Here is a 14,564-nt window from a genome sequence, read left to right on the forward strand (position 1 = left end):
TCCTCTCTTTTTCACCAAGGGTGCCCCAGTTAATCTTCGATCGCGGCGGAGTCCAGCATTTTCTCTATTTTTCTTAAGCCCATTCTCACAGCCACGCCAAGCTCATGATTATATTGCGCTGATCTTGATTTGAGGAAGCAGTTCTTCCACTTTTTCTTGTGTGCACAGATCGACAGAAAAGGCCGTTGCACTGCCGGAAGCGGCACCTTTTTGAAATGCCTTGCGGAAGTCTCCGCTCACCGCATATTCAGATAAAAAGCCGCCGACGAGCGAATCGCCTGCTCCAACCGAATTCTTCAGCTCGCCCTTTGCTGGAGGAGCATACAGGTATTCGTCCTTATCTATGTAAACAGCACCTTTGCCGCCCATTGAGACAATGACGTGTTCAATTCCTTTTTCAACAAGCTTCTTCCCATAGGTTTTCACTTCATCAAACGTTTCAACCGTTACACCGAAATATTCGCCAAGTTCATGGTGGTTCGGCTTCACTAGAAATGGTTTTGCATCAACAATTTCGCGGAATGCCTTGCCGCTCGTATCAACAACAACCTTTGCCCCGCTTGCACTGACGTGATCCATCATGTCTTTATAGATCGTAACCGGCAACGTTGCCGGAACGCTTCCTGAAAGAACGAGGAGGTCATCTGCAGTCAGTTTTTCAAGCTTTGCATAGAGTGCATTCAGCTGTTCATCGGTAATTTGCGGAGCAACACCATTGATTTCAGTCTCCGAATCACTCTTCAGTTTTACGTTAATCCGTGTATCGCCGTCTACCGGAACAAAGTCAGCCTCAATGCCTTCTTCTGCGAGCTTATCCTTAATAAACTCTCCCGTAAAACCGCCGATAAAACCGAGACACTTGGACGTTTGCCCAAGGTGCTTCAGAACCCTGGAAACGTTGATGCCTTTTCCGCCCGGCATTTTGCGGTCTGCTTTAACATGGTTTAATTCGCCGGCTTTAAAATGATCCACTTGTAGAAAGTAATCAATTGCCGGGTTCAACGTGCATGTATAGATCATGAGTGATCAGCTCCTCGTTAAGATTTTGATTAGAAATAGGTAACAATGAAAATAAGCGCTCAAATAGAGAGCGGATTCATGAGCAAAATCAGCTAATCCCTTGTATTGTCTGCCGCATCGGGCTATTCCATACAAGGCATTAGACATCCAATTCAAATGATCCGGGAATCGCTTGCATTTTTAAAGCACTCAAGTGTCGAAAAAGTTCTCTCAAGTTATTAATTATATAGAGAAAAACGTTCATTATCAATCAATTCATGTCATAAAAAATCATCTGATGACGTTTTTTGACTGTTTTATGAACTTTCTCCATAAACGTGTTGCCGAAATCGAACGCTGCGCACGAGCTAAAACCGACGCATTTATGAAGCAACAGCGCACTAAAGAGGCTGTCCAAACGTTAAAAACGGACTTTTGAGACACCCTCTTCAGGCATTGGACCAGACTTAGCTGCACCGACAGACCTCATGTCCGATATAGCGCAGCAACGGCATTTTTCAAAAAGTTCTCCACCTTTATTATAGTGTAAAAAAGACGGGGCATCCACGCCTCGTCTTCAGTAACCCAGATATTACTCACAGTGCATAAGCGAGAATCCACAACGTTCCGGCCACTACAGCAAAAGCAACATAGATCCCAAACAGAATCCCGATTAACTGATGGACCGGCTCTGTCCCTTCTGTGACATGCATAAACAGGAACAGTTGAATGAAGGCTTGGAAAATCGCTAAGCCAACAATGATGGTCAAGGTTGCCGTTACCGGCAGCGCAAGTCCGATTGCAATCCAGAGTGCGAGAAAAGTAAGTGCCAAGGAAAGTAAGAGACCAATGACTTGTTTCCAAGGAAAACCGTACCGTTGTTGCTTGACTGTATGGCTTTGATTTTCACTCATTTCATATCACCAACCCTGTCAGATAAACCGCTGTGAAAATAAAGATCCAGACGACATCAAGGAAGTGCCAGTAAAGACCGGCCATAAACGCTTTGCGCGCCGTCACCGTGGTAATCCCGCGTTTGCCAAGCTGAAGCAGGATCCCGGCGATCCAGACAATACCAAGCGTAACGTGAGCACCGTGCGTACCGAGCAGAACAAAGAACCCGGACAGGAACGCACTGCGCGAGATCGGCGCCCCCTCATGGACTGCGTACGTGTAGAATTCATTAATTTCAAGACCAAGGAAAACAAGACCAAGCAGTATCGTCACGATCAGCCAGCCGATTAAGCCTTTTTTGTTATGGCGGCGCAGTTCTAACGTACTCAATCCGCAGGTGAAACTGCTGATAAGGAGTACAATCGTTTCAGCCATGACCGGTCCGATTTCAAAGAGATCATGTGGTCCCGGACCGCCGGCCGTATGGCTTTGAAGTACGAGATAGCTGCCGAATAACGTTCCAAAAAGCACCAATTCAGCAGCGAGAAAGATCCAAAAACCAACAATACGGAGATCTCCCTCTTCCGTTCGATATTCCAAAGGCAACTTGCTTTGATCTTTTTCATGCAAACTAAGCGTTGCATCCGTCATTAGGATAACCTCCCCGTGGCAGCTTCGGTTCGTTCAATGTCTTCAACCGGAATAAAATGATGATCATCATAAACAAAAGAGCGAGCAATCATGCAGGCGATAACGCCAATCGCCCCTGGAATCGCCATCCAGTACCATTCAAAGACGCATCCGAATCCGGCAACAAACATAAACGCCGACATGATGACCGGAATACCGGTGTTGCTTGGCATATGAATCGGTGCGTACGGTTTCTTCGAATCGGCTTCTCCCTTTCTTTCTGCTTCTTTCATGGCTTCAAAGGCATCACGCGTTGAAACTTCAGGAATATGAGCAAAGTTATATTCCGCAGCCGGTGAAGAGGTGGCCCATTCCAATGTACGGCCGTCCCAAGGATCGCCCGTCTTGTCCTTTTTGCCATGAATTGCACTCCAGACAATGTTGTAGGCCATGATGATGAACCCGACACCCATACCGACAGCGCCAATCGTCATCACGACGTTGATCGGCGTCCAGCCAAGGCCGGCCGGATACGTGTACATCCGGCGCGTCATACCCATCAGCCCAAGGAAGTACATCGGCATGAAACAGATGTTAAACGAGATCATGAAAATCCAAAATGCCCATTTACCTTTTGTCTCATCCAGCAAGTAGCCGAACATTTTCGGCCACCAATAGTGCAGCCCGCAGAAAATACCGAATACAGTTCCGGCAATCAAGGTGCTGTGGAAATGGGCAACCAAGAAGTAGCTGTTGTGGTATTGATAATCTGCCGGGGCCATCGCCAACATGACACCGGTAATTCCGCCAATTGTAAAGTTTGGAATAAATGCCAGCGCCCACAGCATTGGCGTCGTAAATTGAATACGCCCTTTATTTAAGGTAAACAGCCAGTTGAAGATTTTCACACCGGTCGGTATCGCAATAAGCATCGTTGAAATGGAAAAGAAAGCATTAACCGGCGCTGTATTGCCCATTGTGAAAAAGTGGTGCAGCCACGTAATAAAACTTAATACCGAGATGGCCACCATCGACCATACCATCACCGCGTAACCAAACAGCGTTTTGTGGGCAAAAGTGGCAATAACTTCGGAAAAGATTCCAAATACCGGGAGCAGAACGATATACACCTCCGGATGACCCCAGAACCAAAATAAGTTCGCCCAAAGCATTGGAGAACCCCCGGCCGCAATCGTAAAGAAGTGCGCGCCGAACAGTCGGTCAATCGACATCAACGCCAGAGCAACGGTAAATGCTGGAAAGGCAAACACAACGATAACCGACGTAATCAGAATCGACCACGTGAACAGCGGCATTTTAAATAAAGTCATGCCGGGCGCACGCATTTTGAGGATGGTAACCAAGAAGTTGATTCCGGTTGCCAATGATCCAATACCGGATATCTGAACCCCAATTAAATAGTAGTTTTGCCCGACTCCCGGATTCATTTCGGCGCCGGCATAAGGAGCGTAGCTTGACCAGCCAGCATCCGGCGATCCGCCGATAACAAAGGACAGGTTGAACAGCATTGCACCAAAGAAGAATAACCAGAAACTAAGTGCATTAAGAAAAGGAAACGCGACATCGCGCGCACCGATTTGAAGCGGAACAGCAATGTTCATCAAGCCAAAAATAAACGGCATCGCAACAAAGATGATCATGATGGTGCCGTGTGTCGTAAACACTTGATTATAGTGCTCCGCATCAAGAAAATGCAGATTAGGAAGCGTCAGCTGGGCGCGCATCATCAATGCATCGACACCGCCGCGGAACAGCATGAGTAAGGCAGCAATGATATACATGATACCTATTTTTTTATGATCAACCGTTGTTAGCCATTCTTCCCACAACCATTTCCACTTTTTAAAATAGGTTAGGACGGCCACAATACCGATTGAAGCCAATGCGATGGATGCATCTGCACCATAGATCATTGGATCACCTGTGACAAAAAACCATCCCATAAACGATTTAATCGATTCAATCATCTTGAGATCCTCCTTCCCCGCTCTCGTGATCCATATCCATACCATGCATTGAATCGGTATCCACAGATTCACCGTTCATCAGTGCTTCCATCTGCGCTTTATTCAGATCCTTTGCAACGATTGCCGGGTAGGACGAAAACGCTTGCGCTTTTACCGTATTCGGCTTCAGCAATTCCATATATTTTTCATGTGTCAGTGCAGGCTTGTTGTCTTTCACATCGTTCACCCAGCGGTCAAAATCGGTCGATGACCGTGACATCACTTTAAACGTCATGTGCGCAAAACCTTTGCCGGAATAGTTGGAGCTGCGTCCATCGTAATTACCGGGTTTATCGGCTTGCAGCCAAAGCTGCATCGGCATATCCGTCATGGTATACTGCTGTCCGCCAAGTTCAGGAACCCAAAATGCATTCATCGCATCATAGGCATGCAGACGGAACTTCACCGGAGTGCCCGCAGGAATAACGACATAATTAACGGTCTCAATTTTCTGACCCGGATAACGAAACAACCATTTCCATTGAACCGAAGTCACATCAATGGTCAGCGATTCCCCCGCTGTCTGTGCCTGCGCTGCAGTCGCTTTCGGCGGCTGGTTCAAACTGAACAGCGTCTTCACAGTGGGAACGGCTAACAAGACACAGATAATCACCGGAATAACCATCCAGATGATTTCCAGCCTTCTATTTCCTGTATCATTAGGATCAAATCCATCACTATTTTTGCGCCCGTAGCGTGCAAGTACATAAACAAATATGATTAGAACAACGGCGAGAACCAAGCTCATCATAATTAATGACCAAATAATCAAATGATATTGCGACCTTGCCACCGGACCCTGCGGATTCAATACGGCTATTTTCTCCGAACATCCCGTCAGCATCGCGAGCGCCATCAGCAGCAAAGCCGGTTTTATGAGTGCTTTTAAATTCTTCACGTTTGCTCTTCCTCCCCTCTGAACCTCTCTATTCGAACGCATAACAAACCCTTCACATTATAGCATAAACTTTCTATTATAACTTTAATAGATCGTATATAACGTGATATTTGTTACATATTAGTGAAAATAAACAATGAATATCATATTGTAACTTTTCGTTCACCTTTTATTCACCGTTTATACACATTATAACTCGAGCACATAATTAGTAAAGCGCTTCCATTCATTTTTTCAATTCGATTTCCGTAACAAAAAAAGAGGATGGTCCCGGTTCTTTACGTCATGCCTTTACAAGCAGCCGGGCTCATATTTGAACTGGACGAGCACCCGCCGCGGCCGATCCGAGCGGTGCCCGAGCATCTGTGCGTTAGACGCACGGTCTTTTATACGTCCAAAAACCCCGTACTTCCTTTATTTGCAAAAAATAACCCCTTAAACGGGACATAAAAAGCTCCGTTTAAGGGGGAAAGTCGTTCATTCTATCCGTGCACCGTACATTACATCGAACCAGGAATAAGCAGATGCTGTCCCGGATAGATCAGTGTCGCCGATAAGTTATTGGCGCGCATCAATTGGTTTACCGAAATGCCGTGGAGCGTTGCAATTTCCCAAAGGCTGTCGCCGCTCTTCACCTTATAAGCACTTTTTGAAGAAGACGATGTGCTTTTCGCGGCTGTCTGCGTGATTACCGTTTTCGACGATGACGCAGATCCGGATAATTTCAGCGTTTGCCCTGGAAAAATCACATCGGCATTCAATCCATTAATCGATTTCAACGTACTTACGGAAATACCGTTTCCCGTTGCAATCTTCCAAAGACTGTCGCCGCTTTTAACTGTATAGGATGCTGCACTTGTCTTTGCAGGCGCTTCCGTTTCTTGTGCCGCGCCGCTGTTTTGTGATGCTGCTTCAGTCTGCGTGGAGCCTGACAGCTTTAACACCTGTCCCGGATAGATCAGATCCGATTTTAAATGGTTCAATGCTTTCAGGTTGGCAACCGTCATCCCATGATGGCTTGCAATTTTCCAGAGACTGTCGCCGCTTTTGACCGTATAACTCGAGGTTGTACCCGTCTGTGCCGGAGCGGTCGACTGGGCGGGTCGTTCTGTTTGATGCTTTGCCGTTTCCGTTTCCGGTGCAGCGACGACTCTGCGTGCGGTTTTAAACTTTGGTTCCCAGTAGGATTGGGAACCGCCGCCGCTAAACACATTGGTTATATGTACACCCACTGTAACTTCAGCACTGATCATTTTTCCATTACCAATGTAGATGCCAACGTGATGAATCCCGCCGTCACCAGCAGTATCGAAGAAAAGCAAATCGCCCGACTGCAATTGATCCTTGGATACCGCAATCCCTTGCTCTGACTGTGCCGAAGACGTGCGCGGTAATGATCTATTCAGTACTTTGTTGTAAATGAATTGAGTAAATGAAGAGCAGTCAAATGAATCTTCTGAAAAGGCTGGTGCGGCATATTGATACGCCTTGCCTTGATAATTTAATGCCTGGCTGACAACATCCTGTCCGGATGCAGCCATCGCCTGTTGGCCGGCGCCTGAAAACAACAATCCGCTCACAAGAGCAGTAGGTACAATAATTTTTTTCACTGCAATTCCTCCTAATCGCTCTCTTCGTCATTCTAAACGTTTGTGTTGCGAAAGTTAGCAGTTTCATTGAGTTATTGATGACAAAACGAAGGCTCCAGAACCAGCTGCTCCATGAATGCTCTGCTCGATCCATAGGCATCAATCAATTGCTTAACTGCTTCCCTGAAACAGCTTGTCCCCAGCGTCTTTATTTCTAGTGTCGTTCACTCCGTCCATGCTGTCAATAACAACGCGCCTTAAAATGGTAGAAAACTTCAGCCGCTCTTTTGCAATACACGTCTAGTCTTTTTATCGGATCAATTGCGCGAATCATTAATTGATGGCTTCAAAAATTTTTCGACATTTTCTCCCCGCTCACAAAAGCAGAGACATAGTTTTTTCAGCGTCGACTCATTATAATAGGAGATACGAGAAAAAGGACAGGAGGCTTTTCGATGAATACACTGAATAAAGCATTGACAATTGCCGGATCGGATACGAGCGGCGGCGCCGGTATGCAAGCCGATCTGAAGACCTTTCAAGAACTCGGCGTCTACGGCATGACCGCACTGACCTGTATCGTAACAATGGATCCACATAAAAACTGGGCGCACAGCGTTACTGCACTGGATACCGAATTGCTCAAGAAGCAGCTGGATACGATCATTGTCGGTATTGGCGTCGATGCAATGAAAACCGGCATGCTCGCTTCACCGGAAATTATTAAAATTGCGGCGGATGCGATTGAAAAGAATCGTTTGGATCGCGTGGTTATCGATCCGGTTATGGTCTGCAAAGGGGCAGAGGAAGAAATTCAGCCGGAACTGCAGCCGGAAAACACGGCCGCAATGCTCGACTACTTAATTCCAAAAGCATTGGTGACAACGCCTAACCTCTATGAAGCGGCACGTTTAACCGGTATGCCGCGGATCACGAGCGTTGATCAGATGAAGGAAGCGGCGAAGAAGATCGTTGCCTTGGGTGCGAAGAATGCACTGGTCAAAGGTGGCAGCAGGCTTCCGAATACAGATCAAGCCATTGATGTGCTTTATGACGGAAAAGACTTCCATATTATTGCTGATGACTACATCGACACGCCGAACATTCACGGTGCCGGCTGCACCTATGCCGCAGCGGTTACCGCCGGTCTCGCCAAAGGGCAGTCCGTTCTTGAAGCTGTTCAAGTGGCGAAGAAATTTGTGACTGCAGCGATTCGCGGATCCTTCCGCTTAAACGACTATACCGGTCCGACCGATCACAGCGCATATAAGAAAGAGCTCGCTGCTCACTAAATCCATTCTACCGAAAAACCCCGGAGAGGCAACAATTGGCCTCTTCGGGGTTTTTCACTCTGCTACACGTCGAGTCCCAACGCCCTCAGTGGGCCTTGGGTCATAATCACTAAAATTCTGCGTGCAATTTCTTCTTCCGAGATCTTGGCCTGTTGTTCAAACCACCAGCTAAGCAGTCCAATCATCGCTGATGATACGAAAATCGGCATAATTTTGAGCATTAATGGATCTTTTTCGATCACAGGAAGATTCATCTGGCCGATTTCCTGTTGAAATTTAGACAGAAAACGTTCTTGCATGCGCTGCCGAAACATTGGAATGTCTTCATTAAAGAACATTGCCCGGAAAAAGCGGTCATTTTTCTTAAAATGGCGGAACATCGTCTGAACAAAGCCCGTAATCCGATCGAACGACACCTTTCCATCAACAAAGTAAGTCCGTGGATGAAACCTTTCAACCGTCTCATTTAGACCTTCGTCAATCACTTTCTCCAGTAGATCGTACTTGTCGAGAAAGTGAAGATAGAAGGTGCCGCGACCTATTCGGGCAGCCGATGCAATATCTTTTACAGTAAGCGCATTGAATTTTTTTTGAAGCAGCAAATCAAGAAACGTCATTTCAATCGCAGCCCGCGTCTTAATCACGCGCAAATCGGTTGACTCCGATACCATCCGAATCCCTCCCAGCTATTATAGAGGATCAGCAAAATCAAAGGATAAAAGACACAGATGCCGTTTATGTTCACTAATGATCATTTTGAAAACGATTGACTATTGAACAATTGCCGATTCCATTTTATCATAATTATTGAACACAGTGTTCACTATGAGCTACATTGACAAAGGATGTGATGACGGTGAGTTTCCCTGTAAAAGGAGAGCATCTGCACAAAAAGTTTAAGAACCAAATCGTGCTCAGCGATGTATCGCTCACACTTCAAGAAGGAGAAATATACGGACTGATCGGACCATCCGGAGCCGGAAAAACAACATTGGTACGCATTTTACTCGGTTTGGAAAAAGCCGACAGCGGCAAGATTGAGCTCTTTGAGCAGCGCCCAACCTTGAACGCCTTCCGCTCTCTCGGTTATATGGCTCAGTCCGATGCTTTATATAGCGAATTAAGTGCCTATCAGAATCTTTCATTCTTCGCTTCGATTCAAGGACTGCATGGAAAGGCGAAAAAATCCCGCATCCTCGAGGTCGCAAAAGCGGTTGAACTGGACAAAGATCTCAAGAAAAGTGTTGCTCAATTTTCCGGTGGTATGAAACGACGCCTGTCGCTTGCTGCCGCACTGATCCATCAACCTCGACTCTACTTGCTCGATGAGCCGACCGTCGGGCTTGATCCGCTGATCCGCAAGAAATTGTGGACCCTATTTCATTATTTAAAAGAAAAAGGAGCGACGATTATCGTCACCACTCACGTCATGGACGAAGTCGCGCAGTGCAGCCGCGTCGGACTGCTCAGTGAAGGAAAAATTATCGCTGAAGGTGCGCCGAAAGCGTTGATGCAGCGTTATCATGTCTCATCGGTTGAAGACATCTTTATCGCGGTTGAAAAGGAGGGGGCGAAAAAATGAGAAATCTCTTTGCGATGGCCCGGCGCATCATCAGCCAGATCGTTCGTGACAAACGCACCTTGGCTTTGTTGATTATCGCGCCTCTTCTGATTCTAACACTCGTCTGGTATATTTTCGGTGCGAAAACCTCCGAGCCAAATCTTGCAATCATTCATTATGACTCGTCCGATTACATGAGCGCATTCGCGAAAAACGATTATAAACGTATGACTCCGCTGCAAGCAAGACAGGCACTTGCGGACAAGAAAATCGATGCTTACGTTGACCTGAAAAATCCAGTAAAGGTTCACTTGGAAGGCAGCGATCCGCAGCGCAACGGTTTAGCGATGAGCAAAATTCAAGAGTCAATGCAAACGATGCAAACGATCACGGTCACTGCGCTGAAAGACGAACTCACCGACGTCATTAAAGCACAGCAAAAAGACATGCAAGCGCAGCAGCAGATGATCGCACAAATGGCTAAAGCAATGCAGATTTATGCGCCCGGCGCTTTAGCACAAATCACGCAAAATGCGCCAAAGGCCGAACAACCGGACAGCCCTCACAAGCAAGAAAAAGTGACGCTTGATGTCTCCTATCTTCATGCCAATGATGATCTGAATACATTCGATGCCTTTGGGCCGGCAATGGTGGGGATTTTCGTCTTCCTGTTCATCTTTATGATCGGCGGCGTTTCCTTTCTACGCGAACGAACAACCGGAACACTGGACCGGCTCATGGCTTCTCCAATGAAAAATTATCAAATTATCTGGGGCTACATGATCGGATTCGGCTTGTTCGTCATTGTTCAATCGTTCCTGCTGACCTGTTACATCGTCTACGTGCTGCAGATCTATAATGTTGGCCATCTGCTCGATGTCCTGATCATCGTTTTCATTCTGTCATTCAGCGCGTTGTCGCTCAGCATCCTGCTGTCGACCTTCGCATCGAACGAGTTGCAGATGTTCCAGTTCATCCCGCTGGTGATCGTCCCGCAAGTCTTTTTATCGGGCTTGTTCCCGATCGACACGTTGCCGGGTTGGGTGCAGGCGATCGGAAATCTGATGCCGATTCACTATTCAACCGAAGCATTGCGAAACATCATGATCCGCGGAAGCGGATTCTCCGGCTGGTGGCTTGACGGATTAATTTTGATTCTTTTCTCGGCGGTCTTCATCACGATCAATATTCTAGTCATCCGCCGGCAGCGCCCGCTGACCAGCTAACGAACAAACACGAAACTTCAGACCGAGGCAGATGCCTCGGTCTGTTTTTATACAAAAAGCCGTTTTTTCCAGCAACCGGCTTCGTTTGTCTCTTTGAAACAAGGTGGACATGACTTTAATTTGTTGTCTCATTTATCTGTAACCAATCCATACTCTTGTGCTATCATGCTGGAAGAGGTGGCGTAAAAATGAAAAAAGTTATCTTGCTTCTATTGATTGGTGTACTAATTGTGATTGGTGGGGGTTTCTTTATACTTCATCAAAACCAAGGTGCAACAAATGACCAGAAGTATGCAAAAACAAGTTCCTCTTCCCAAACAAACGCTGAGTCACAAGAAAAATTGAATACTAACGAAACATCAAAATCAAGTTCCTTGCCAACAGAAAAGGATCAGCAAAAGGATTCAGAACAGCCAGAAAAAAGCGGATCATCTTCAGCACAGTCGAATGAATCAGAAGTGAATCAATCATCAAATTCGTCAACTACAGCGAATACGGCATCCGATAAAGGAGAAGCGTCAAATGAAAGGGCAAGTTCAAGTTCCACAAAAGATTCAACTGTTCAAGCAGTGGATCGACCAAAGGGTTCCTGGGTAAAAACTTTTGAAAAAGATCTCTATAATGGATACCATGCAACGCCAAGCCGCTACAAGTATATTGGTAATGGTCTTTGGCAGGTTTGGGTCAAGGAACATGATACCGGCCAGGATCCTTATGTAACTGTTAATCAATATACAGGTGATTTCCACGGTTGATCATCACTTCTTTCATTCATTAATAGTTGTCAAAATAGCCCCTCATCTAAAGTGGGAGGCTATTTTTATCTATAGTACAACCAAATTCTCCCTACTAATAACAGGTAATGTGTCAAATGAATGATCATAACCACGAATAAAGGTATTGTACAGTATTATTTGATAGAAGTTTCTTCGATCATGGTAATATACAATAGTACACTTCCTCAAACAACGGGGCACTAGCAATGACAAACCTATTCGTTAAAATACTTTCTCATCCCTAAATTTAATATCGGGTCAACAAATACCAAGAAATAAAAGATACAGCTATGCAGCAGCCGTTGGTTTATCACATACAATGATTAAAGCAACACGTCGTATGTGCGCTTGCGGAGGTGCAGTGATGATTATTTATGATTCGAAAAAAAGATGCATTCACTTGCAAACCAAACATTCCAGTTATGTCATGCAAGTCGACAATGGCTATCTGCTCCACCTTTACTGGGGAAAGCGAATCAACCACTATCTTGGCAGCAGACCGGTGATTAAGGCGCCAAGATCTTTTGCTCCTTACGCCGATCCGAAACATCGCGGCTTTTCCTTAAGCACACTCCCACTCGAGTATCCGGGATACGGAAATGGTGATTATCGTCATCCCGCCTATGCGGTTCAACTTGAAAATGGAACAACGGTCAGCGATTTGCGCTACAGCGGTCACATCATCTATTCGGGTAAGCGAAAACTTAGGGGACTGCCGGCGACTTATGTTGAGAAAAACGCGGAAGCAGACGCGATTGATCTGATGCTCGAGGATCAAATCACCGGTTTATTGGTTATACTCACGTATACCGTCTTTCGCGACTTTGATGCCATCGCCCGCACGGTACGTTTCGAAAACAAGGGCAACCGTGCAATCCGCCTTCTCAAAGTCTCCAGTGCTAGCCTTGATTTACGCGATGATCAATTTGATTTACTTACGTTCTATGGCACGCATAATGACGAGCGGAACATGGATCGTCAGCCGCTCGCACCCGGCAGCCGGGTTATCGAGAGCACGCGTGGCGCCAGCAGTCCGCAGCATGACCCTTTTTTTGCCTTGGTGCGCAAGAATGCTGATGAGAGTCAGGGAGACGTATTTGGCTTCAGCCTTGTATACAGCGGCAATTTCCGATCACAAATTGAAGTCGAGCAATACCACACGACACGCGCATCAATAGGCATTAATCCATTCACCTTCAGTTGGAAACTTAATCCTGAGGCAAGCTTTCAAGCCCCTGAGGCCGTGCTTGTCTACTCGGATCAAGGACTCGGCGGCATGTCGCGCACCTACCATCAGCTTTATCGAAGCCGCCTCGCCCGTGGAACCTATCGTGATCGCGTTCGCCCAATTCTCATCAATAACTGGGAAGCAACCTATTTCAAATTAAATGAAGAAAAATTGCTCGCCATTGCCTCTGAAGCCCAAAAAGCAGGCATCGAACTCTTCGTCCTAGACGACGGCTGGTTTGGCCGGCGAGACAACGATAAAAGTTCGCTTGGCGATTGGTTTGTCAACAAACGCAAACTGCCGCATGGACTCAAAGGACTCTCAAAGCGAATCCACGATATCGGACTCGCGTTCGGCCTCTGGTTCGAACCGGAAATGGTCTCACCAGACAGTGATTTGTACCGTGCACATCCTGATTGGACGCTTCACGTCCCAGGTCGTCCCCATAGTCTCAGCCGCCACCAACTCGTGCTTGATCTGTCACGCGCGGACGTTCGCCGCTACCTTTATCAATCGCTTTCAACCATTTTATCGGACGCGGACATCAACTACGTAAAATGGGACATGAACCGGCACATGACTGAAGTCGGTTCAGCACTTCTCCCTCCCGACCGCCAACAGGAAACCGCACACCGCTACATGCTTGGGCTTTATGAACTAATGGAGCGCCTCACGCATGCCTTTCCAAACATCTTGTTCGAAAGCTGTTCAAGCGGCGGCGGCCGCTTTGATCCGGGTATGCTCTTTTACATGCCGCAAACCTGGACCAGCGACAATACCGACGCCGTTTGCCGATTGAAAATCCAATACGGAACAAGCGTTGTCTACCCAGCGATTGCCATGGGCGCCCATGTTTCCGCCGTACCCAACCATCAAGTCGGTCGACTCACTTCGCTTGCTATGCGCGGCGCAGTCGCCATGTCCGGAAATTTCGGCTATGAACTTGATCTAACTAAATTAAGCAACGAGGATAAAGCCACCGTAAAAAAACAAGTTGCTTTTTATAAAAAAATCCGTCCACTCATTCAATTTGGCAATTTCTATCGAATAGGTAGTCCATTCACGAGCAACGATGCCGCCTGGTGCTTTGTCTCACCTGACCAAACGGAAGCCATCGGTTTTTATTTTTCCATAGGGTTCAACCCAAGTCTCGTACAAAAAGTCTTTCATTTTCAAGGATTGAATCCGGACTTCGTCTATGAAAATTGTGCAAACGGCGATGTGTTCAGTGGCGATGAACTGATGAACAGTGGTTTAAACGTACCGATTGAAAAAGGCGACTTCCATCGTTACCTATGGTGGATTAAAAAAGCAGATTGAACTGCAAAGGCATGAGCCTGTTTTTGTAGAATTTCTGTAAGAAAAACCGGGCAAAATACGCCCGGTCCTTTTTTGTTTAGAGATAATCTTTAATTCTGTATTCCTGGCCGTGAACCCCTTTGTA

12 protein-coding genes are annotated in these 14,564 nt (G+C 46.5%); 5 read left to right on the plus strand and 7 right to left on the minus strand.

Annotated features, from left to right (window positions below; translation table 11 throughout):
• Positions 1 to 108: 108 nt before the first annotated feature.
• The 6 genes from pfkB to AA84_RS0104340 all read right to left on the minus strand — a co-directional run bounded on the left by pfkB (position 109) and on the right by AA84_RS0104340 (position 7,058).
• On the minus strand, positions 109 to 1,020 hold the full coding sequence (gene pfkB, locus AA84_RS0104310; RefSeq protein WP_028976182.1) for a 1-phosphofructokinase: 912 nt from the start codon (positions 1,018 to 1,020) through the stop codon (positions 109 to 111).
• A 575-nt stretch (positions 1,021 to 1,595) separates the two neighbouring features.
• Positions 1,596 to 1,913: a cytochrome aa3 quinol oxidase subunit IV gene (gene qoxD, locus AA84_RS0104320; protein WP_028976184.1), complete on the minus strand. Its 318-nt coding sequence runs from the start codon at positions 1,911 to 1,913 to the stop codon at positions 1,596 to 1,598.
• A gap of 1 nt (position 1,914) precedes the next feature.
• Positions 1,915 to 2,544: a cytochrome aa3 quinol oxidase subunit III gene (qoxC, locus tag AA84_RS0104325; RefSeq protein ID WP_037562934.1), complete on the minus strand. Its 630-nt coding sequence runs from the start codon at positions 2,542 to 2,544 to the stop codon at positions 1,915 to 1,917.
• On the minus strand, positions 2,544 to 4,487 hold the full coding sequence (gene qoxB, locus AA84_RS0104330) for a cytochrome aa3 quinol oxidase subunit I (RefSeq protein WP_037562950.1): 1,944 nt from the start codon (positions 4,485 to 4,487) through the stop codon (positions 2,544 to 2,546). Before qoxB ends, qoxC begins: the two co-directional genes overlap by 1 nt.
• Positions 4,488 to 4,503: 16 nt before the next feature.
• Entirely contained in the window at positions 4,504 to 5,448 is a 945-nt protein-coding gene (qoxA, locus tag AA84_RS17050) for a cytochrome aa3 quinol oxidase subunit II (protein WP_051577806.1), read from the minus strand.
• Between the two features lie 500 nt (positions 5,449 to 5,948).
• Positions 5,949 to 7,058 carry a LysM peptidoglycan-binding domain-containing protein gene (locus tag AA84_RS0104340; RefSeq protein WP_028976188.1) on the minus strand — a complete coding sequence of 370 codons (1,110 nt, stop codon included), beginning with the start codon at positions 7,056 to 7,058 and terminating at the stop codon, positions 5,949 to 5,951.
• A gap of 434 nt (positions 7,059 to 7,492) precedes the next feature.
• Between AA84_RS0104340 and pdxK the strand changes: the two genes are divergently transcribed.
• Complete coding sequence (pdxK, locus tag AA84_RS0104345) at positions 7,493 to 8,329, plus strand: pyridoxine/pyridoxal/pyridoxamine kinase (protein ID WP_028976189.1); 837 nt, start codon at positions 7,493 to 7,495, stop codon at positions 8,327 to 8,329.
• A gap of 62 nt (positions 8,330 to 8,391) precedes the next feature.
• Here pdxK and AA84_RS0104350 read toward each other — a convergent pair whose 3' ends face one another.
• A complete protein-coding gene (locus AA84_RS0104350) occupies positions 8,392 to 9,000 on the minus strand; it encodes a TetR/AcrR family transcriptional regulator (RefSeq protein WP_028976190.1) in 609 nt (202 codons plus the stop codon).
• 179 nt (positions 9,001 to 9,179) lie between these two features.
• Between AA84_RS0104350 and AA84_RS0104355 the strand changes: the two genes are divergently transcribed.
• The 4 genes from AA84_RS0104355 (at position 9,180) to AA84_RS0104370 (ending at position 14,440) form a co-directional block, all read left to right on the plus strand.
• Complete coding sequence (locus tag AA84_RS0104355) at positions 9,180 to 9,911, plus strand: ABC transporter ATP-binding protein (RefSeq protein ID WP_201770042.1); 732 nt, start codon at positions 9,180 to 9,182, stop codon at positions 9,909 to 9,911.
• A complete protein-coding gene (locus tag AA84_RS0104360; RefSeq protein WP_028976192.1) occupies positions 9,908 to 11,116 on the plus strand; it encodes an ABC transporter permease in 1,209 nt (402 codons plus the stop codon). Before AA84_RS0104355 ends, AA84_RS0104360 begins: the two co-directional genes overlap by 4 nt.
• Before the next feature lie 188 nt (positions 11,117 to 11,304).
• Positions 11,305 to 11,871: a hypothetical protein gene (locus tag AA84_RS0104365; RefSeq protein WP_028976193.1), complete on the plus strand. Its 567-nt coding sequence runs from the start codon at positions 11,305 to 11,307 to the stop codon at positions 11,869 to 11,871.
• A 385-nt stretch (positions 11,872 to 12,256) separates the two neighbouring features.
• Positions 12,257 to 14,440, plus strand: coding sequence for an alpha-galactosidase (locus tag AA84_RS0104370; RefSeq protein WP_037562937.1), 2,184 nt, complete (start codon positions 12,257 to 12,259; stop codon positions 14,438 to 14,440).
• Positions 14,441 to 14,564 lie beyond the last annotated feature (124 nt).

The organism is Sporolactobacillus terrae DSM 11697 (assembly GCF_000648615.1).
Lineage (GTDB): Bacteria > Bacillota > Bacilli > Bacillales > Sporolactobacillaceae > Sporolactobacillus > Sporolactobacillus terrae.

Excerpts from the sequence above, each read along its gene's own strand:
- pfkB (WP_028976182.1), bottom strand. The coding sequence starts at position 1,020 with ATGATCTATACATGCACGTTGAACCCGGCAATTGATTACTTTCTACAA.
- qoxD (WP_028976184.1), bottom strand. The coding sequence starts at position 1,913 with ATGAGTGAAAATCAAAGCCATACAGTCAAGCAACAACGGTACGGTTTT.
- qoxC (WP_037562934.1), bottom strand. The coding sequence starts at position 2,544 with ATGACGGATGCAACGCTTAGTTTGCATGAAAAAGATCAAAGCAAGTTG.
- qoxB (WP_037562950.1), bottom strand. The coding sequence starts at position 4,487 with ATGGGATGGTTTTTTGTCACAGGTGATCCAATGATCTATGGTGCAGAT.
- pdxK (WP_028976189.1), top strand. The coding sequence starts at position 7,493 with ATGAATACACTGAATAAAGCATTGACAATTGCCGGATCGGATACGAGC.
- AA84_RS0104350 (WP_028976190.1), bottom strand. The coding sequence starts at position 9,000 with ATGGTATCGGAGTCAACCGATTTGCGCGTGATTAAGACGCGGGCTGCG.
- AA84_RS0104355 (WP_201770042.1), top strand. The coding sequence starts at position 9,180 with ATGACGGTGAGTTTCCCTGTAAAAGGAGAGCATCTGCACAAAAAGTTT.
- AA84_RS0104360 (WP_028976192.1), top strand. The coding sequence starts at position 9,908 with ATGAGAAATCTCTTTGCGATGGCCCGGCGCATCATCAGCCAGATCGTT.
- AA84_RS0104365 (WP_028976193.1), top strand. The coding sequence starts at position 11,305 with ATGAAAAAAGTTATCTTGCTTCTATTGATTGGTGTACTAATTGTGATT.
- AA84_RS0104370 (WP_037562937.1), top strand. The coding sequence starts at position 12,257 with ATGATTATTTATGATTCGAAAAAAAGATGCATTCACTTGCAAACCAAA.